Annotated in this window: 15 protein-coding genes; 11 read left to right on the forward strand and 4 right to left on the reverse strand. The window is 67.1% G+C overall.

Annotated features, from left to right (window positions below; all coding sequences use genetic code 11):
* From ENKNEFLB_RS07895 to ENKNEFLB_RS07930, 8 genes are all read left to right on the forward strand, one after another.
* Window positions 1-1,026: a M23 family metallopeptidase gene (locus ENKNEFLB_RS07895; protein ID WP_214058684.1), complete on the forward strand. Its 1,026-nt coding sequence runs from the start codon at window positions 1-3 to the stop codon at window positions 1,024-1,026.
* Between the two features lie 161 nt (window positions 1,027-1,187).
* Window positions 1,188-2,000 carry a class I SAM-dependent methyltransferase gene (locus ENKNEFLB_RS07900; protein WP_214058685.1) on the forward strand — a complete coding sequence of 271 codons (813 nt, stop codon included), beginning with the start codon at window positions 1,188-1,190 and terminating at the stop codon, window positions 1,998-2,000.
* A 167-nt stretch (window positions 2,001-2,167) separates the two neighbouring features.
* Window positions 2,168-2,800, forward strand: a complete 633-nt coding sequence (locus tag ENKNEFLB_RS07905) for a DUF262 domain-containing protein (RefSeq protein WP_214058686.1) — start codon at window positions 2,168-2,170, stop codon at window positions 2,798-2,800.
* A 30-nt stretch (window positions 2,801-2,830) separates the two neighbouring features.
* Window positions 2,831-4,023 (forward strand): IS3 family transposase gene (locus tag ENKNEFLB_RS07910; RefSeq protein WP_246535555.1). Its coding sequence is split into 2 segments (ribosomal slippage): window positions 2,831-3,109 and window positions 3,112-4,023, totalling 1,191 coding nucleotides; the frame shifts between segments, so codons are not numbered across the junction.
* 69 nt (window positions 4,024-4,092) lie between these two features.
* On the forward strand, window positions 4,093-5,760 hold the full coding sequence (locus ENKNEFLB_RS07915; RefSeq protein ID WP_214058688.1) for a hypothetical protein: 1,668 nt from the start codon (window positions 4,093-4,095) through the stop codon (window positions 5,758-5,760).
* A 157-nt stretch (window positions 5,761-5,917) separates the two neighbouring features.
* The gene (locus ENKNEFLB_RS07920) at window positions 5,918-6,319 is read left to right on the forward strand and encodes a hypothetical protein (protein WP_214058689.1); all 402 of its coding nucleotides are present in this window, start codon (window positions 5,918-5,920) and stop codon (window positions 6,317-6,319) included.
* Window positions 6,316-7,683 (forward strand): type IV secretory system conjugative DNA transfer family protein, encoded by a 1,368-nt coding sequence (locus ENKNEFLB_RS07925; RefSeq protein WP_214058690.1) that lies wholly within the window; start codon window positions 6,316-6,318, stop codon window positions 7,681-7,683. The genes ENKNEFLB_RS07920 and ENKNEFLB_RS07925 overlap by 4 nt, the downstream gene beginning before the upstream one ends.
* Window positions 7,684-7,697: 14 nt before the next feature.
* A complete protein-coding gene (locus ENKNEFLB_RS07930; protein ID WP_214058691.1) occupies window positions 7,698-8,312 on the forward strand; it encodes a hypothetical protein in 615 nt (204 codons plus the stop codon).
* Here the strand turns inward: ENKNEFLB_RS07930 and ENKNEFLB_RS07935 are convergent.
* From ENKNEFLB_RS07935 to ENKNEFLB_RS07950, 4 genes are all read right to left on the reverse strand, one after another.
* On the reverse strand, window positions 8,283-9,224 hold the full coding sequence (locus ENKNEFLB_RS07935; RefSeq protein ID WP_214058692.1) for a hypothetical protein: 942 nt from the start codon (window positions 9,222-9,224) through the stop codon (window positions 8,283-8,285). The two genes, ENKNEFLB_RS07930 and ENKNEFLB_RS07935, sit on opposite strands and share 30 nt — an antisense overlap.
* Window positions 9,225-9,272: 48 nt before the next feature.
* On the reverse strand, window positions 9,273-14,597 hold the full coding sequence (gene mobF, locus ENKNEFLB_RS07940) for a MobF family relaxase (protein ID WP_214058693.1): 5,325 nt from the start codon (window positions 14,595-14,597) through the stop codon (window positions 9,273-9,275).
* Window positions 14,598-14,717: 120 nt separating this feature from the next.
* Entirely contained in the window at window positions 14,718-15,722 is a 1,005-nt protein-coding gene (locus ENKNEFLB_RS07945) for a DUF932 domain-containing protein (protein WP_214058694.1), read from the reverse strand.
* Window positions 15,723-15,741: 19 nt separating this feature from the next.
* Window positions 15,742-17,202, reverse strand: a complete 1,461-nt coding sequence (locus ENKNEFLB_RS07950; RefSeq protein WP_214058695.1) for a ParB/RepB/Spo0J family partition protein — start codon at window positions 17,200-17,202, stop codon at window positions 15,742-15,744.
* A gap of 438 nt (window positions 17,203-17,640) precedes the next feature.
* Here ENKNEFLB_RS07950 and ENKNEFLB_RS07955 point away from each other — a divergent pair, with 438 nt between their 5' ends.
* From ENKNEFLB_RS07955 to ENKNEFLB_RS07965, 3 genes are all read left to right on the forward strand, one after another.
* A complete protein-coding gene (locus tag ENKNEFLB_RS07955) occupies window positions 17,641-17,964 on the forward strand; it encodes a hypothetical protein (RefSeq protein ID WP_214058697.1) in 324 nt (107 codons plus the stop codon).
* Window positions 17,964-18,260 (forward strand): hypothetical protein, encoded by a 297-nt coding sequence (locus ENKNEFLB_RS07960; protein ID WP_214058699.1) that lies wholly within the window; start codon window positions 17,964-17,966, stop codon window positions 18,258-18,260. Before ENKNEFLB_RS07955 ends, ENKNEFLB_RS07960 begins: the two co-directional genes overlap by 1 nt.
* Window positions 18,261-18,358: 98 nt before the next feature.
* Entirely contained in the window at window positions 18,359-19,567 is a 1,209-nt protein-coding gene (locus ENKNEFLB_RS07965) for a hypothetical protein (RefSeq protein ID WP_214058700.1), read from the forward strand.
* Window positions 19,568-19,707 lie beyond the last annotated feature (140 nt).

The raw sequence follows: 19,707 nt of genomic DNA on the forward strand, positions 1-19,707 counted from the left end.
ATGGCCGGCAAGACGACGTACGCCGTCGGACTGCTCGCACTTCCGATCGCGTTCCCGATCCTCTTCATCGTCATGATCGGTGGCCAGGCTTTGTCGTCACCGGCGGCGGCTTGCGGCGAGGAGGGGGTCTCCGTCGGGCCGAGCAGCGATCCGGACCTGGACGCCGAGCAGATGCGGGTCGCGCAGCAGATCGTCGCCGCCGTCCGAGCCTTCCCAGCCACCGCGGACAAGCCGCACGCTGCGGTTATCGCGCTCGCGACAGCCCGCCAGGAGTCCGGCATCCGCAACCTCGACTACGGCGACCGCGACTCCCTCGGCGCTTTCCAGCAGCGTCCGTCACAGGGCTGGGGGACGCCGGAGCAGGTCATGAATGTCCCGCACGCCACCACGACCTTCCTCCGGCACCTCATCCTGACTCCAGAGTGGGAAACCCGCCGGGTCACCGATGTCGCCGCCGACGTCCAGCGGCCGGCCGAGGAGTACCGCGGGCTCTACGAACAGTGGGTGCCGCTCGCGACCCGACTCACTGAGCAGCTCTGGTCTGGCGCAACGGCCTCACTGACGACGGCACCTGCGGTCTGCGGGTCATCGCCGCTCGTGGGCCGGGGCGGCGATGTCTACCCGGTCCCGCCGGCGTTCATCGGGACCGACAGCCACAACTGGGGCGGCACCGGTAGCCACTGGGACAGCTGGCACACGGGCACCGACTTCTCCGTGCCGTGCGGCACTCCGGTTCTCGCGGCGATGACCGGGACAGTCGAGATCGACACGAGTCAGGCATGGGCAGGTACGTGGCTGGTCAAGGTCGTCACCGGCCCGGACTCGGTGGCCACCTGGTACGCCCACATGCAGTCGCTCGACGTCCACGCCGGGCAATCAGTCCGAGCGGGTCAGCAACTCGGGCAGGCCGGCGCGCGCGGTAACGCCACAGGCTGTCACCTCCACTTCGAGGTGCATCTCCATAACGGCAGCATCTACGGACCGGACAACTTCGACCCGAGCCAGTGGCTCGCGGAACGCACGTAGCTCTCGGCCTCCACGTCGTCAGTGCGTGCAGGCAGGGCTTGCTCCGGACGGTCCAGAAATCGGGACGTCACCCTGGCTCAGGAACGACGCCGCAGAAGTGTCGGTCGTGCCCTTCATGCTTGGCTCCAGGAAGCCCGAACGCACGGACTTGGAGAAGACACTTGACTCAGGGCCGGATCAAGAAGGCCGACCTCGACTGGTGGCTGGAGTTCGCTGCCGCACGGGAGTGGACCTTCGCGAAAACCTACGCGCAGACCGCGCCGCATCACTACGTCGTGCAGGACCGCACGCCTGGCGTTACCCACGACGACATGGTCCGCGCCGCGCGGGTGATTCACACATTCGGGGAGCCGGGTAAGTACTACTCGCTGACCAAGATCTACCTGCACAGCCCGGACGGGCAACACCGCTGGTGGACTGAGGACAGCCTCTTCACCGACACCACGTTGGTGAACCGGGCGAGGACCGATTTGTTGTACGGGATCCAGAACGCGCAATCCACAGTGAGTGGCGTCGAGTCGCCTTACGACGGCATCGCTACCTATTGGGACGCCGAGCACCCAATCGCCGCGGGTGAGTCCGACCACGTCAAGCGGTTGCTCGCTGGCCGGCGCGGCAAGTACCCGCCGCACGTACTCGACATCGGCTGCGGCACGGGCCGAGTCCTCGATCTCGGCCTCGTTGCCCCCGACAGGTATGCGGGGGTCGACTCCAGTCAGGCGATGCTCAACCTCATGCTGCGTAAGCACTCCAACGTCGGCGCGGTGTATCCGGTAGACATCCGTCAGGCACTCGACGTCGGCGTATTCACCCCGCAGCAGTTCGACTGGGTATTCCTCGACGGTGCGGTCGAGCTCGACCCCGGGCAGCGCGCCCAGGCCCAGCGCATCGCTCGCCTTGCTGCCATCACCGTCGACAAGGACGAGTGGACGGTCCTCGACAGCGAGTCGACGCTCGGTCGCGCGTACAGATGAGTCTGCAGGGGCGAAAGGACTGTGCGCATCAAGCGATGGGGAGGAGTAATGGACGATGGCGGAAGTCTGCGTTTCCGTACGTTCCACTGCAGGAGCGGCGCGCCGTTTCAGGTTTGCAGTAGTCGCCGACCTGGGCTGGCCGGTTCCGCCGTCAGTACGGTTGACAGATGAACCACGCCACCCGCCACGCCGAGTTGACTCGGAAGCTCGTAATCTCTGAGGAGCTCTCCGGCGAGTTCTTTGTGCCCGCATACCAGCGCGGCTACCGCTGGGGTGAGTCCGAGGTCGTCAATCTCCTCAAGGACATCAAGACGGGCGTCGTCGACGCCACCACACCCCACAGCTACTACTTGCAGCCCATCGTGGTGATGTGGAGGGATACCGAGGGCTACTGGGAACTGATCGACGGCCAACAGCGGCTCACAACCCTCTATCTGATCCTCAAGTGTATCCGCGACAACGGGTGGCTTCCCGGCGCTGACGTGAAGTACCGGATCTCCTACGAGACTAGAGAAGAGAGCCGCGACTACCTCGAGTCGCTCGACCCAGAACTGCGCCACGCGAACATCGACTTCCACTACATCTACGCGGCCTACCAAGCGATCGAGACCTGGTTTGGGAAGCAGGCGGACCCGCAGCAAGCGGCAATCGACATCCGGACGGCCCTTGCAAAACATGTGTACCTGCTCTGGTACGAAGCGCCGGAGGGTACCGACAACAACGATCTCTTCAGACGGCTCAACGTGGGCCGCATTCAGCTGACGGGTCTGCCCAGACTTTGGTTGACACCTGACCTGTGAGGATCCGTCCTCGCTGGAAGGATGTCGACCATGGCGAAGGCATACCCGAAGGAGTTCCGCGACGATGTCGTGGCAGTGGCCCGTAAGGGTCAGGCTCCGTTGTCCCAGATCGCGAAGGACTTCGGGATCTCTGAAGGCACGCTGTCGAACTGGCTCAAGCGTGCTGATGTCCAGGACGGTCACCGTCCCGGCCTCACCGACGCTGAGCGTGTCGAGCTGCGTGAGACCAAGAAGCGGATCCGGCTGCTGGAGCAGGAGAACGAGGTCCTGCGCCGGGCAGCTGCCTATCTGTCGCAGGCGAACCTGCCGGGAAAATAGTCTTCCCGCTCGTCCGTGAGATGGCCGCGACCGGTGCCCGCATCAGGGTGCCGGTCGCGGTGGCGTGCAGGGTCCTGGGGCTGTCGCCCCAGGGGTACTACAAGTGGCTCAAAGACCCGGTGTCCCAACGGGACTGGGATGACGCACACGTCATCGACGTCGTGCTGGGCATCCACGCCGATGACCCCACCCTGGGCTACCGGTTCGTCGCCGACGAGCTTGCCGACGTCGGCATCACCGCCAGCGAGAACCGGGTGTGGCGACTGTGCTCAACCGCAGGGGTCTTCGCCTCCCACCACCGTCGTCGGGGTAAGGCCGGCAAGCCCGGTCCGGCTGTCCATGACGACCTGCTCGCGAGCGTCGATGAGGAGGGCCGGGTGAGCCACGACTTCGTGGGGGCGACCTCCGGCCCGAACCAGGTCTGGCTCACCGACATCTCCGAGCACCCCACCAGGGAGGGGAAGCTCTACCTGTGTGCGGTCAAGGACTGCTACTCCAACAAGATCGTCGGCTACTCCATCGACTCACGGATGAAGTCCGGACTCGCTGCCGCCGCGCTGCGCAACGCGATCGCCCTGCGCTCACCGGAGGGAACCATCGTGCACAGCGACCGAGGATCTCAATTCCGTTCCAAGAAGGTGGTTCGCCTGCTGAAGAACAACGGGCTGCGCGGCTCGATGGGCCGAGTCGGATCGAGCAGTGACAACGCAGCCATGGAGAGCTTCTTCTCGCTGCTGCAGAAGAACGTCCTCGACACCCGCCGCTGGGACAGCCGCGAAGAACTGCGCCTCGCGATCGTCAGCTGGATCGAAACGAAGTACAACCGCCGCCGTCGCCAACGAGCCCTCGGCAAGCTCACCCCGATCGAGTTTGAGATGATCTACGCAGCCGCAGACGCGGCCTGAGAACCATCAACCCCGAGTGTCAACCAAACCTGGGGCAGTCCCTCATTCCTGTTCCTGCCGATTGAGGACATGGAGTCCGGGGACGACCTCTACATCAAGATGAACTCGCGCGGCAAGCCGCTTACAGAGTTCGAGGTCTTCAAGGCTCGTCTTGAGAAGTCGCTTGAAACCTCCGGGAGGCACGAACAGCTCAGTAGGAAGTTCGACAGGGAGTGGTCGGATCTGCTCTGGCACTACGAGGGCGGGGACTTCTCCATCGACGAAGAGTTCATGAACTACATCGCCTTCATCATTGATGTCTGCGAATGGCGGGCGGGACCGACCCGCGGCGATGAGTCGCTCCTCGAGCGCGCGGAACATCTCTTCACACATCACGAGGATGCTGACCTGCACCTCGACTTCCTCTTCTTCGCGTTCGACACCTGGGTCGGGGACACGCCATCCGACAACAAGCCCGCGCGGGTCTTCTCCGAGCTGTTTTCAGTAGAAGGAGGCATTGGGTCGGGGCTCCTGCTCTTCGAATCCCAAGACCCGAACCTCTTCGGAGCTTGCGTCGAGCACTATGGGAGCAACCAGTTCTCGCTGGCGGAGACGCTGTTCCTGTATGCGGTCATCATCTTCCGGCAGTCGTGCGCAGACGAACCTGTAGAGGTCCTAAGCCAGCGGCTGCGATCCCTTCGCAACATCGCAGAGTCAGCGCCGGACGAAGTCCGCAACGAGTACATGCCAGAGCTGATTGCATCAACTGCGAAGGTCATGACGGAGGTGACGGACTCGAATCTCGATGGTCTGAAGCGTTTCAACCAGGCGCGAGTCGACGACGAGAGGCTCAAGCGCACCCTCATGCAGGAGCACCCGGCCGTAGAACCCGCCGTCCGCGCCTTGGAGGATCACCCCCTGCTCCGAGGCAGGCTGTTCGCGTTCGAGCTCGACCCAGCCACGATCGCGGAGCAGGGAGACAACTTCCAGAGCGTCTCCAACGATGAGCTCCTGCCGTCTCTGGCTTCCGCACTGCTTACGAAAGGGGACTACTCCCGCCGACTTGGTTCGAGGAGGCAGTTCGGGGTTCCCGGCCAGCGAAGGGGCGGCGGGTCGTGGCGAGACCTGCTCACCAGCGGCTCCCGGGAAGCGAGATCCGCGATGCGAGCCGCAGTCAACGAGTTGCTGGAGGACGTAGCCAGTCGGGATGGCCAACCACAAGACATCCTCCGTGACATTGCGAACGACTGGCTGTCGGACCGGGAGGCAACGGCGACGTTCGACTGGAGGTACTACTTCGTGAAGTACCCTGCCATGCTCGAAGCCGGTCAAGGCATGTACGTCAGCGGTGATGAAGCGAGCAAGTTCGGATACAAGCTGCACATGCTGAACGGGCGTGACTACCGATCCGCGTTCAAAGACCCATACCTGCAGGCAATCTGGACCGAAGTAGCCATGCCCGGGGAAGTGGCGAAGCCCGAGTTCCGGAGCTGGGACTACACAGGCTCGGAACAAGCCATGAGGCTCCACCAATCAGGTGTCGGAATCCGCAGCCTCGACGTTGGCTTGGAAATCCTCCTACCGGAAGACCCGGTTCAGGCCGACACCGCGAAGACCGCACTTGCCCCCTTCGCTCCCGACGCCGAGAACGTCATCCACGTGAAGAAGGCTGGCGCCGAGGGTGATCAGGTGGATGCGCAGGACCGGGTCCAGTTGGGGGTCAAGATCGTCCGAGCTCTCGTGAATGCTGGGCTCTAACCCGTCGCGCCAAGCGAGAGGATTTGTTCACCTGTCGGGTACCCCCCCGCGGTGACCACTGAGGAGGCTGTCCACTCGGGCTCGCTCCTGCGCTTGAAAGGGCGTGAGGGTTCAGAGTCGCCGCACTGACGTCTTCCCGACGACCTGGGAAATCCCCGTGGGAATCGGACTGATCTGGCTGCTCGGGTCATTCCTCGCGCTGCCCGCGGGTCAGGGGCTTGCCTTCGCGCTCAGCGGTGATGGGTTCGTCTGGCCCGGGCCAGAACTCGGGCAGAGCCTTCATGGCCTGCTGACGGGAGACGCTGGTCGCGGGCTGTCGCTCAGCCTCCAGGCTGCGGTGCCGCCGACGGTTTTCGTCTACGCGGCCGCGGTCGTCGTCGAACTCGCCTTAGCGAGCGCCGCGGTCATCGGTCTCTCCTGGTGGTGGCGCACGGTCGGGCCGCTGGCTCAGTTCGGTATGGCGACTAGGCAGGAGGTATTCGCTGTACTCGGACGCCGGCAGCTCCTGCGGAGGCGGAAGACGATTCGACCCGATCTCCTCGACGGTGGGCGGTCATGAGTCTTGCCGAAGCGACCGACCTCGGGTGGCGTCTTGGCCGGTCTACTGTCCCGCGCGGGGTCGAGGCATGGGTGCCGTTCGACCGAACGGCTGGTGTCTACGGCCCGCAGGGATCGGGCAAGACCCTGGACCTGCTCACGCCTGCGCTGCTCACCGCTCCGGGCGCCGCGCTCGTGACGCTCACCAAGCCCGAGGACCTCTACCTGACTCTCGGAGCGCGGGCGGAAGGGGAGCGGCCCGTCCACGTGCTCGACCCGTTCGACTTGGCGCCCGGCGTGCCGGCCCTGGTGTGGGATCCCGTCGACGGTTGCGCCGACTCGATGACGGCTGAGCGGCGCGCCAAGGCATTCACGGCGGGAACCGTTGGCGGGGCGGTGAGCCGCGGCACCGGCGACGAGGCGGCTCGCTTCTACGCAGCCGAGGCGGCCAAGGTGCTCCAGGCGTACTTCCACGCGGCAGCTCTCGAAGGTGCATCGCTGGACGACGTACTGATGTGGATCGCCGACCCGCACAACGCATCGCAGCCGGAGGAGATCCTGCGGACCCATCCTGCGGCGGCACCGTTCTGGGACGGACTCCTGCGCGGCGCGCTGCACGGCGATCACCGGACGGCCGGCAACACGATAACGACGGTCCAGCAAGCGGTGGCGTTGTTCTTTCAAGAGAAGATCCGGCGCCGATGCGTTCCCGGAACCGGTAGGCCCGCGACCGATCTCGAGCAGGTGATCGCTGAACGCGGCACCGTCTACTTGCTCGGGCGGGAGGACCCCTACGCCTCTGCCTCGCCGCTGATGACCGCGATCGCTGAGCACGTTCTGGACACTGCGCTCGGCGTGGCGATCGCTTCGCCGTACGGTCGACTCTGCCCGTCGTTCCTTGCCTGCCTCGACGAGCTGCCGTCTACGACGCCGCTGCCCACCCTGCGCACCCGCATTGCCAATGAGCGGGCGCTTGGCCTGTCCTTCATCTACGCAGCGCAGACCTGGCGCCAGCTCGTGATCTGCTACGGCGAGGACGAAGCACGAGCGATGTTCGGCCTCACCAACAACATCGTGATCTTCGGCGGCGGGAAGGACGGCGAGTTCTACAAGGAGGTCTCCGACTTACTCGGCACCATCCGGGTCTCCCGCCGCAGCTACAACCTTCACCGAGGCGGTTGGGGCAGCAGCTTCTACGGCGACGACGTACCCGTCCTTCGTCCTGAAGAGATCAGGCAACTTCCGGAGCGTCACGCCTTGGTCGTCGCCGAGAACGCCCGGCCATTCGTCGCGAAGCTGTCCCGCTGCATCGATGGTCGCCGCGGGAAGGCGTTGCTCTTTGCACAGGCCAAAGCGCGAGCGAACGCCGCGGGGGTACGTCGGTGACCGCGACCGATCTGATGGCCGCACCGTTCCCGGAACCGCCCGGCGTCATCGCGCGGCTGCTCGACGAGCTGCGCCTCGCCGCAGCGGCGACGGACGAGACCGAGCACGAGAGCCGGCGGGTCGCGATGCTGTCGCGGCCGTGGGACCCTCCGAGCTGCCCGCCCGAGATCCGCCGGAACGTCTACCTGTGGCTCGACGACGTCGTCGCGTGGATCAACGAGGACCACACCTGGCGTACCGATCGCGTGGTCCCCATCTGCTGGGACCTCCATCCGCACATCGTTCATGAGCTCGCGACACTGACCTGCCTGCGCTGGGAGGCGGCCTTCGCGCGCACGCCAGCCGCTCTGGAGGAGTGGCACCGATTCACCCTGCCGGCCTTCCTCCAGCGCGTCGTCGACCGCATCGGCGAGACCGGGTGTCCACCGGGGCGGCATCAACCGAACCCCGGCGGCGGCAGGAACGCCATCTACCGAGACGGCGACGAGCCATCTCGTCGACGGAGCCGACGGTGGCAGGACGAGGAGTCGAATTCACGACTAGCCGGAAGAACTGCCGTGATGGAGCTCGAGAACCGGGTCCCGGAACAAGCGCCGAGGCTAGCGAAGTCCGGGAAGCAGCCCGGTTAGATCGATGACCTCGATATTGGCCAAGTCGGTGAACTCGGCGACAGTCATCATTGGAGTGAGTCCGGGTGCGTCACGGACGCGTAGCGATCCCTTCGACAAGGTCTTCACGGCGTTTCGGTTGCTGGTCTTGAGAAAGGCGACAGGAAGCGGGCCAACCACGTAAACCTGGCGCCGCCTGCCTGTGTCGTCCATGGAGAGACCGACCACGTCGGCGAACAGGCCGCGTTGACGACCACCGTCGTGGCCCTTCCAGGACGAGAGCTTGAACTCGGCGACTCTGTGCGTTGTCTCCAGGTCGAAGACGCGGTCGGGATCGTTGCCCGCGCCCAGTGATGGGCGCTTGGTCACCAACTCACCGTCTTCGAGGATCATCGGAACTACCTGAGTGATGACGGCAGCGTGCATGAGGGTGTCGAGCATCCCGACGCGCTCACGGACAACGAGAGCGCAATCGACCAGATCCTCGTCGAAGCCGGATGACGCCACAATCTCTTCAGCGTCGGCTCGACTGACGCCCTGCAGCTTCGCTTCCAGAGCCGCGAGGGTGGAGGTCAAAGCGTTGGATGCCATAAAGGAATCCAGCCGCCGGAACGCCTCCAGCGCATCGGTATCCGTGTGGGGAGACGGTGAGGGGGCTGCAACTGCTCCCCGCGGTCCCGAAGAGCGAGGCGACTCACCGGGGATGGGACTAGTTTGGAATCCCAGTCGCTGGAAGACGCGCAGCGCAAAGTGGCTGATGAACGGCTCGTCATGGAGTGCAGTCGCGACTCGGAAAGCCTGCTTCGGCGGCCAACGGCGACCGTCGATCTCTACCCAGTGCGTACGGATCGGGTCGGGCGGGGCCGCTGTCACACGGGCGCGGACGGTTGTCGGGTCCAGCGCGATGGTGCGTCCGTTGAGCACGAAGTCCATGGCGCCGAGCGTATTGGCGACGTCCGACGCAATGAAAGGCGATGGTGACTACATGCTGACGTGCAAGCTGGTCCGTGGGGCGACGAACGGCGAGTCGAGTTCGTGGATTGCGCCGGTTCCGCGAATGCCTTCGGCTGCGCGAGCCCGGGTAATCGCCGGCGCAGACGGCCGTACCATCGCGAGTTCGCGCGCGACGCAGGCTTGAGGTTCATCGGTCCACTTCGTGCCTGCCTCGAGGACTTCCTCGTACATGGTCGCCAGCGACAGGTCGAGACGTTCTGCCAGATGCTGGACGTTCTCCATCCACTCTTCGGGGGGAAGCGCACCGATGATCCTCGCGAGCTTTCGGCCGAGATCAACTCGCGAGAAGGCGTCAGAGTGGGCTGGAAGTCGCTCTTCAACAAGGCACTCGATGAGCAGTTGGGCGTACCCGGTGGAGGTGGCGAGGCGCTCGGCGAGGGCCTCGGATCCCTCTGTTCGCAGGATGTCCGCCGGGTCGATGCCTGCTGGTAGCGCCAAGTGCCTCGGGTTCGCGCGTAGTGCGGCGAGCCGCCAGAACGCACGCTGGGCAGCGTGCCACCCCGCTGAGTCCGGGTCGGTGGCGATGACGAGCCGGTCGGGATCGTCGCGTAGGTACGGCTTCAGTTTCGCTGCCTGCGACTCGGTGAAGGCCGTTCCCAAGGGCGCGATACCGACGTACTCACCCCGTGACGCGATGGTGACGGCGATGGCGTCCATCGGGCCCTCGACCAGGACCGGTGCGCCTCCTGCTGCGAGGTCGGTGGCACCTTCGGTGAGGCCATACAGCTGCTCGCCCTTGTTGAAGACGGCCGTCCCTAGCGTGTTGAGGTACTTCGGCCCGGCGAACTCATGAGCATCCTTGGTCGGGTTGCGTCGGCCGATGAACCCGACCAGGTCGCGGCCGGAATAGATAGGGAACACGAGGCGGTCCCGGAACGAGTCGACCAGTCGGCCGCGCTCTGTCTCGCGGGCGAGGCCGGCGTCGACCACTTCCTCGATCGACGCCCCGCGAGCCGTCAGGTGGTGCACCAGGCTCGTCGGTCCTGGGGGTGCGTAGCCGACCACGAACCGCTCGTCCTCGGTGAGGTCGGTTCCCAGCCGCTCGCGGAGGTAATCCGGCGCCCACGACCTATCGAACATCGAGGAGTAGTGGTCAAACGCCCAATCGTTGAGCTCGACAATCCGGGCGGCGGGCGTGCTCTGACCCACGAGCCTCTGGACCGGATCGGACGGCGTTGAATCGACGGGAGCGAAGTCCGGTTCGAATGGCTCCGGCTCGTCGAAGGGCGCGTCCGTCATCGTCGCGATGCGCCACACCAGGGCCGAGCAGAGGTCTTCAGGACGAACGTCGGATCCGCCCGACGTGGCGGCTTCGAGCAACTGCTCGGATGTCCATTCAGCGGGACGAGCATGCACGGCGGCGACGAGCGCCGGCCACATCGCATCGGCCATCACCCGCTCGCCGACAGCTTCACCAAGTCGCTCACGCAGGTACGTCGACCAGGCCGGGCGGAGCGTGTGGGACTGGTTTGCCGACGCACGGAGGGCGGCGGGACCGAGGTGCCGGACGATGCGCCACCAGAGCGCGTCCGCGGCGCGTTCGTCGGGGAGCGGGTGGCCGACGTTCACAGCCCTGTCGAGCAGCGAGCGGACGTCGAGCCCGGCTGCTTGGAGGGCGCCGAGGCGCTCGGACAGACGGGCGAATCCAGCGTCGGACTGGACCTCGTCGGGCAGGAGTTCGGTCAGATTCTCGTTGGCGCGGTGAACACCGAGCACTGCCTTTGCGCGGCGGTCGAGGTCTCGCTGGTACGGAGTCGTCGACGATCCCGACTGCACTGGGCCGGTCGGACGATCGTCGTCCTCGGGCACGGCGAAGGCGGCTCGCCAGACCGAGAGGTCTCCGCGAAGCACGGCGTCCTCGCCCGCGGTGAGCCCTGACGCCCACGCCGGAGCGTCGGCCGACGCCCAGGCTTCGGCTTCCCCTCGAACCGACGCAGCGAGGCCTGTGATCCGGTCGGCGCGGTCGTGAAGGTACGGCCCCCAGGTCGGGTGCCCCGCCAACTGGCTCGGGATGGAGTCGAGCCAGGGGAGAGGTCCCTCGGTTGCCGACCCTCCGAGACGCCAGTCGAGCACGGCGGCCCGGTCGTTGGATGTACCCAGCTCCCGGGTGTCAGCGACGTCGAGCATCGCGACGACAGGATCCTCACCGTCCAGAGCACGAAGCGCCAGATGCGCGCGCAGAGTGGGGTACGCCGGTTCGGCTGTGAGGCCCGGCCAGATCGCTTCGGCGTCCCGGTCGACGCTCGTGAGGGTGTCGGCGTCGAGTGCCTCCTCGGCCGCGAACCCCAGCGCATCGTGGTAACGCGTGACCGCGTCGTGCAGCTGAGTCGCGCAGGACGCTGCCTCCCGCTGCGTGGTCGTGGCGGAGCGGTCCGATCCGTCGCGCTCGAGGATCTCCGCCAGGACGTCGATCGCGGTCGGCGGGCGGAGCGCCCTCGGATCGATGAGGCTGTGCGGGTCACCGTCGAAGCCGGTAGCGAGATAGATGTGATTCGCCTGACGGCCGCGCGAGACGCCGACGTAGAGCGTCTGGCGCGTCTCCTCACCGGTCGCGACGAGGTGAGCCGTGTCGGCGGTCATGCCTTGGGCGCCGTGGACGGTGGTGGCGTATCCGAGCTGGACGTGCTCGGCGACGTAGTCGGCGGGCAGCTCGACGGAGCGTCCGAGTTCCACGTGCCGCGCGACGAGGGAGCCGCCTGCGAGAACTTGCTCGACCCGCCAGCGGTCGCCGTTCTTGACCCAGTTGCTGCGCGAGATCACGAGTCGGCGGCTGTTGCGGCGAGTCACGATGACATCCCCGGCCGACGCGCGATTGCCGTCGGCGAGATCGACTTCCAGATCGTCTTCTATCGGTGTCGTCGAGCGTCGGTCTACCCGTGCCCGTGCGTTGAGCCGGCTGACGAGGTCGCGGGTCGGTGCGAGGAGTACGGCGTCGAGCCCTGCTGCGCGGTCGGCCGACCACGCGTCGTACGCCTGGTCAGCGACGGAGCCGAGATCGCCGACGTGGATGCGTGCGCCGTCGGCGTAGAACCCGAGCGCACCCGCATCGCCCTCGCGCATGGCGAGGGTGGCCGCTGCCTCCGCCGGGTCGTCGAAGCGCCGTACTTCGGAGAGAGTGGAGGCGCCGAACTCCTGCTGGATGTCGCGCAGGATCCCGCCCGCGCCGACGGCGGCGAGCTGCTGGTCGTCGCCGACCAGGCGTACGACGCCACCACGCCCTGCGACGTATCGGACCGCGGCCGTCAGTTCAAGGGTGGCTGCCTGGCCGGCCTCGTCGATGATGACCATCGAACTCGGGCCTATCTCGCGGATCCAGCGCGGCCACTCCGCTGCCGATTCATTGGCGAGAGTCCAGGTCAGCTTGGCAAGGGTGTCGGTGTGACCGGTGATGGCCTGGCCGAGTTCGTGGGCAGCTTGGGCTGAGGGCGCGAGGCCGATCACGTGACCGCCGCCCTCGGTCCAGGCGTCCGCGAGGACACTCATCGTTGTGGTCTTGCCAGTCCCGGCAGGAGCGAGGGCGAGCTGGACGAAAGCTCCTGAGGTCGCGAGGTCGCGGATCATCGCGACTTGGGCGTCGTTGAGCTCGAAGCCATTGGCTGCGGACGCGGCGACGGCTACCTCGACCCGTACGTCGGCCAGCGCGTGGCCACCGGATCGTGCGGCGAGCGCGAGGAGTTCGTTCTCGGCGCTGAGGACCTTCGCCGACGTGTAGAGGGTTGCGCCGTGGACGTCGAAAACGCTCGCGCCGTCGGGGCGACGGAGCTGGGCAGGCTCGGCAACCGGGTCGTCGACGCCGAGCCGGACGGAGCGGGAGATCGCGGCCTCAACGACCTCGCGGACCGCTTGGTCCACTTCCTCACGAGCGATCCCGGACCGGCGTGACTGACGCTGGGCCTCGGCAACGAGGTGCCAGACGTTCCAGGTCGCTCGGGATTCCTCGACAGCCACGATGGTCGAGGCGGCGGCGTCCTCGACCCACTCACGGGTGAGGGCCCTGCCGGCGTTGCCTCTGTTGATCGCATGCGCGTACATCTCGTCGACCTCGGCGGGGTCGCCCATGACGTCGTCGGCCTCTGCACGCCAGGTCGCTCGCTGGTCGCGCTCGCTACGGTGGCCGTGCTTGGCGTCGCGGGTCTCGAGCGTTGCCTGGTCGGCGAGTGACTTGGCCTCGATGGCCGTGGGAGGGCGGCCGAAGCGTTGCTGGAACTCGGCGGCGATCTCTGCCTGACGAGCCTCGATGGCGACGCGGCGACGGGACCACCAACGGGTGAGTGTGGTGCTGACTCCGCGGATCTCGCGGACCGGCAGTCTGCCGGTGGTGGACCCAGCCCGTTCGACGAACTCGACGCCGAGCCGGCCGACGAGCTCCGCCTCGATCCGGGTGTTGTAGTGCTCCGACGCGGCGACCTTGGCGGCGTAGAGGAGCCTGCCGTCGAGTGCGAGCCAGCGACCGTCCTCGGCCTGGACCTTGTTGCTCACGGCGACATGGGTGTGCAGGTCCGGGTCTCCGGCGCGGCTATCGCGGTGTGTGAAGGCAGCCGCAACCAGTCCGCGCACCTTCACCTGCCGGACGCCGCCTCGGCCGACCCGCGTGTGTGCCACTTCGCGCTCCAGCCAGGAGAGGGTGTCGGCGACGGCTGCGTCGTGGGCCGCTCGGATGTCGCTGGCGACGTCGCGGGGCGCCAACGCCCAAAGCGCGGAGACCGATTTTACGGGCGAGAACGTCAGGTCGAATCCGGCGACGGCGCTGGTCGCCTGGCGTGAGGCCTTGGCGATGAATCCGGAGAGTTCGCGTGCGTCCTGCGGCGCTCGGTCGTGCTCCTCGACGAACATCCGGATGCCGATGTCGGTCCGGATCCGCGCGCGCTCCTCAGGCCGGAGGGGGGCGTTCCACTTCTGCCGGTGCTCGCGGTTGTATGTCGTGAAGGCCTGGGCGACGCGGACGTTGAAGACGGACGACGTGTTGTGGACCAGGAACTTCTTGCCGAGCGCGATCGCCGACTCGACCTCGGTGCGGGTCCCGCCACGCTCGGCGATCTGCTCCTCGAGGGCGCCGGCGTTGGGGTGCATGCCGAGGCCGAACAGGGACTTCATCTGCGTGGCCGTCACTGCTTCGCCCGGCGTCATCGAGAGGCCGGCAAGACCTGAGCCCATCCATCGGCCCGGCGACTCGCCCTTCTCGTCGTAGTAGTCGGCGAGGCTGGTGTGGCCCTTCTCGGTGCTGTCGTGGGCGGCCACCTGTCGGGTGAGGTAGCTGTAGCCGTCACCCGCGGTCAGCTTCCGCAGACTCATCACGGCCCTTCAAGCGCGCTGACGCGGGCGAGTGGACACCCGCCGATCAGCTCGGTGCAAAGGGTGTGTGGCCGTGCTGTTCCGTCGGAGGGTGAGGCGAGGAGGTCGAGCGGGAGGCGGTCAGGCGGCGGTGAGGGTCGACCAGGCGCGGTGCTTGGTCTTCGTGGGGGCGTCGGAGGTCAGAAGGCGGCTGGCTCGAGCCGTCGGGGCGTCCTGCTTGGCGCGCACGGGGGCGTAGTGGTCGACGTACTCGGCCACCGCCTGGTAGCCGGCCCACGCCGTTCCCCGGATGCCGGCCTGGGTCTCGGCGTCGTGGAAGAGGAACGTCAGAACTTCCTGCCGGTCGGCGTCGGCCTGCTTGGTGCGCTCGCTCGCGTCTGGGTCGAGTGGTCCGAAGGTCGCCTCAATGAGGGCGTCGAACTCTCCGTCGGTGAGCGTCGTCTGGATCAGCCGCTCGGCCTCAGCCTCGAACGCCTCGACGTAGGAGAACGTCAGCCCCAGCGCGTCACGCGCTGCCGCGACGGCCGCCTTGGCGTTGCGGGTGTGCCGAATGGAGAAGCTCGACGCGTAGGCGGCGAGCGCGGCGGCCTGGGTGTTGGCGCAGACCACACGAACCGGAGTCACGAGGATGCGGAAGGCACCCGAGCCGTCGTGGCTGTTGAGGGCCGCGATGTTGAGATCGACGGCGTCGGTCCCGCCAATCGTGAGCGACTCCGGCAACTGCATGGTGATGAACACATGCCGCCCACCTCGCAGCGATCCGGCGGTGTCGAAGACCGCGCCGGACTGGTCGGCCAGGTTGTTGAGGAACTCGGCGTGGTCCTCGTTCTGCAGCGGCTCGTAGGCCGTTCCGACGACGCCGAGCGCTTCGGCGCCGCCGGTGAACGGGTTGTCGCGCACGGTGGCGTAGCCGGGCGCGTCGATGGTGGTCACGCCCTCGGCGGTGACCTCGTGGGCGATCAGAGGCGCCTTACGGACTCGCCAGCCGCCCAGGTGCCCGAGTGTCATCGCTTCCTCGGCGGTGAACGCCCGGTCTCGCACCGTCGTGCCGAGCCGGTGCCACGGGTCCGTGCGGGCGAAGATGGCGGCGGCCTCGCAGCCGTTGGTCTCGATCTGATGTGCCATGGTCGTGGCTCCTTCCGGGTCAGACGGCGACCGACTGGTCGTCGGTCGGCTGGTCGTGGGTGGTTGCGGCGGCGAGGAGGAGGCTCTCGACCTCGCTGGGCTGGTAGCCCCACTTCGCCAGTGCGCCCAGGACGCGGGCATCCCAGGAGTTCGGGTTGCGCCACGTGTGCTTGCCGGTGCTGTCCTCCCACGCGGTGACGACGGCCGCGAGCGTTGTCATGGTCGCGGCCTTCGGTGTGGCCTGCTGGTCGGCGAGCCCCTCGGCTGCCTGACGGCCGCCGCCGTACACCGACGCGGTGTCGAGTCCGAGGAGTTCGCGCAACGTCGGGTGGGCGGCGTCCATCGCCTTGGTGAGCGTGAACTGACCTCCGACGACGGCCTCGCAGATCAGGGCCTCGGCTCCCTGCGGCGGGGTCTTGCGGGTGAGGAACTGGCGCAGCCAGTCGCGGCGGACGACCTCGGCGCTGGTCCAGGCCTTGTTGTTCGCGATGACGAGGCGGCGCTCCTCGCGTGCGGCCTCGGCCGCAGCCTCGTGGGCATCCTCGCTGGCATCGGCCATGCGCGTGCCGGTGAGGTAGGTCCAGCGCTGGACGAGTCCGGCGGCCTCGGGGTCGCGGCAGATCCACACGGGGGTGAACACCTGCACCGGCTCCGCGTCGTCCTCGTCGCTGTCGTCGCCGGTCTCGGGGTACTCCCACTCTCTGACCACCACGACGGCAGCGCCGGGCAGGTTGGGCCACTCGTCCTCGGGGACCGGCTCTCCGTCGGCGGCGCGGACGTGGTCCGACAGCCGGAATCGGTGGACGTCGCGCACCTCGTCGGGGTCGAGCATGGGTAGCCCCTCGGCGCGGAGGCGATCAACCTCGGCGAAGAGTACGGCGCGCTCCCGGGCATCGTCGCGCAGGCGCTGGGCGGTGTGGGAGAGCGGTCGGCCGAACTGCTTGGCGCGCTCGAGTTGCTCGACGGCCTGGGCGTCGTGCTCGAACTCCGCGAAGATCGCCGCCTCGTCGAGCGTCAGGTCACCAGCGACGACCCGGGCGCGGGTCTGTTCCTTGTCGGCCACAGACAGGGCGGCGTTGACCCGCTCGCGGGGGAGTGCGGCCCGCTTCGCGATCTGGGCAGCGCTGATGCCGACGAGCGCGAGCTGCTCGACGCCGTTGACGATCTCGCCGTCGCGCATGCCCGCGCGGTGGAGGTTCTCGACCATCTGGTCGGTGATCCGGTCGGCCTCGTCGGGCTTGGCGATGACCTGCGCTGGAATCTCGGAGAGTCCGACCTCTGCCGCGACGACGGTGCGCCGCTGGCCGCGCAGAACGACATACCCGCCGTCGTCGTCAAGGTAGACGGTCACCGGCTCCAGCACGCCGCGCTCTTTGATCGAGCGGGCGAACTCCTTGGCGTCTGCGTGCAGGTCGGTGCGGACGTTCGCGCCGATCTTGATCGTGCTGGGGTCCAGGCGGACGAACTGCGAGTCGCTCATCGGGTCTCCTTCGGTTGGTTGAGCGGTCAGTGGCAGCGTGTGAGCCGGTCGGCTCCGCTGGCGCTTCTCTGTTCCGGGATGTGGAAGCACGCCCCGGAAGTGCTGGCTGTGCTCGACCTCATCGCCGCCTTCCCTCGGTGAGCCGGCCTCACAGCGTGCACGGGGTGTGGCACCCAAGCCATGGGCTGTGTGAGCGGCCTCTGAGCCCCTCGGTGAGCCAAGGAAGAAGTTCTCGACAGGTGTGAGCCGCTGGCCTGTCCATTCGCAAGAGTTCACGTGCTTGCAGTTCGTAGCGGGAACTACGAACGCGAGGCGCACATGGGAATCGAGACAACGAAGGCGCTTCGGGCGAGGCGCCGGGAGTTGGACGCTCGCCTCGCTCGGCTGATCCAGCGGCTGGATGAGCGCAGTCCGGTCGGCATCGCCCGACGGTCCCGCATGAGTGAGGCCGCTCGTCTGGTCCGTCGGCGGCTCAAGGCGCTCGCGGTGGCACAAGAGGCGGTGGCGGCGATCGAGTTCGAGGTCGGTCACGTCCTTCTGCGGCTCGTCGGCGAAGGGCTTTCGCGCAACGAGGCGTTCGAGCTGGCCGGCATCACCCGGGCCCACGGGCGCCGGTACGTCCATCTCGCCGGAGCTGCATCTCCCCGGCTTCTCGACGCGTCATCCACAGATCCGGCCGCGGCCGCCCGGGCGACGGCGCAATCCGGCCACCTTGAGCCCGATGGCACCCACCCGGGCGCCGCTCACGAAGGGAAACCCTGATGCTGCTCTCGCACGCAGTCACGCTCGCCGAGGCCCGCTCTTACGTCGCCGCCCTCGCCGACAACGCCCATACGTTCGACGCCTCCGTGGAGTACGAACACGTCCTCCTCGAGCTCGACACGATCCATGGCGGAGAGTTCCCCCCGCTCACCGAGGTCCTTGTCGACAAGCGCGACGTCCTCTACGCCGTCGCCGAGGCCGCCATAGAGGAGCTCGTCAAGCACGGCGTCGACGGGCTCCAGGTCGAGCTCGTCCTCGCCAGGCTGGAGGACGCCCGAGCGCTGGACCGGCAATGACGTACGGCGAGAACGGCCACCAACTTCGGTCCGAGCTGACCACGCTGCTTCGCCAGCACCGCATCCAGCAGCGACTCGGCGGACCAGGGATCCACACTGTGCCCGAGTCGACCACCGCTGAACAGCGTGCGCTGCTCGGCGAGCAGATCCAGCGCTTTCGCTACGCGACCCTCGCGTGGTGCCTGCATGCGGTCGTCGCCGCGAATCCTCGCCTCAATCTCGAACGGACCACCGAGAGGTCACGCCGGCCGGCCGAGGAACTGCGATACCGACTCGCCCAGTCCATCAAGGCGTCGAATGCCGGCCTGCCCCCGCTCCACGAGCTGACCACACCACGTGAGTTCCCGATGGTGGAGAGCTGGCGCCAGGTCGCCAGGGCCGCCGTACTCGGCGAACACGACTTCGGCGGTCTCATGGACCACGGCCGACTGACGCCCGCGCAGTCCAGCACTGTCCTGAGGGACGCCGCCGAGGTCGCGAGGGCTCTCGTCGTCCTAGACAAGCGATACGAGAACATCCCCGGCTGGATCCCTATCCGCGAGCGCGGTCGGCTCGACCGTGCCGCCCAGACGGCCGGCGTCTTCGCCGGATACGACGAACCCGACTACTCGGTGGACCACAAGGGCTGGCGTCCTCCGCCGGCGACGATCGACGGGGGCCCGCTACCAGGGATTGGCGGAGTACTGCAGGCCGAGCACAACATGCTCGTGCACCTCGCCAGTTTCCCGAACGCGCTCAACCTGCGCCGCGTGATGGACGGCCAGCGAATCCTGTCGCACGAGGCGGCTCGTCGCGCACCCAACGTTGCGCCCGACCTGATCGAGAAGTGGCTCGACCGGGAGCAGACCTACAAGAAGCTCATTGACGAGACCAGAGACGTCGGCGGACCGGTCGGCAGCGGGGGATCGGCGGCTGCTGAAGCCGCCAACGCAGTCGGCCGACTTCGTCATGTCCACGTCGACGAAATCACGACGCCGGAGCCGCTCCGAGACCTGGACAAGCTCTTCATCCGGACAGACGCCCGGGTCGCGGCGATCATCGAGCAGGGTGTCGCCGATCGGCTGTACTTCATCAGCGTGAAGGTGCCCCGGATCATCGATTCGTCTGGCGAGCTGGTGAGCCCCGTCCGCGAGCGGTACGTCCCCATCGCGACCCCGATCAACACCGAACTCCTCGCGATCGCTCGGAACGAGCTGCGGCCCGCGCCAGTCGTGGCAGCTTTTTCAGCCGGCGCCCACGAGAGCCGACAGCAGCTCCTGGAGTCGCTTGATCACCGACCGGATCGGACCCGAGGCCCTGGCCGGTAGGCAGGGAGTGGACTGTCCGAAGGTGACACCAGGTCCCGAAAGCGATGCCGGTGACGTCGGGGACGACTGCCCTCGGACCCCGCAGAGGCGTCACGGCCCCGCAGGGTTTTGACCGCAGCGCCCGGGTGCATGCCTGCTCG

The sequence above is a fragment of the Nocardioides aquaticus genome, assembly GCF_018459925.1.
GTDB classification, from domain to species: domain Bacteria; phylum Actinomycetota; class Actinomycetes; order Propionibacteriales; family Nocardioidaceae; genus Nocardioides; species Nocardioides aquaticus.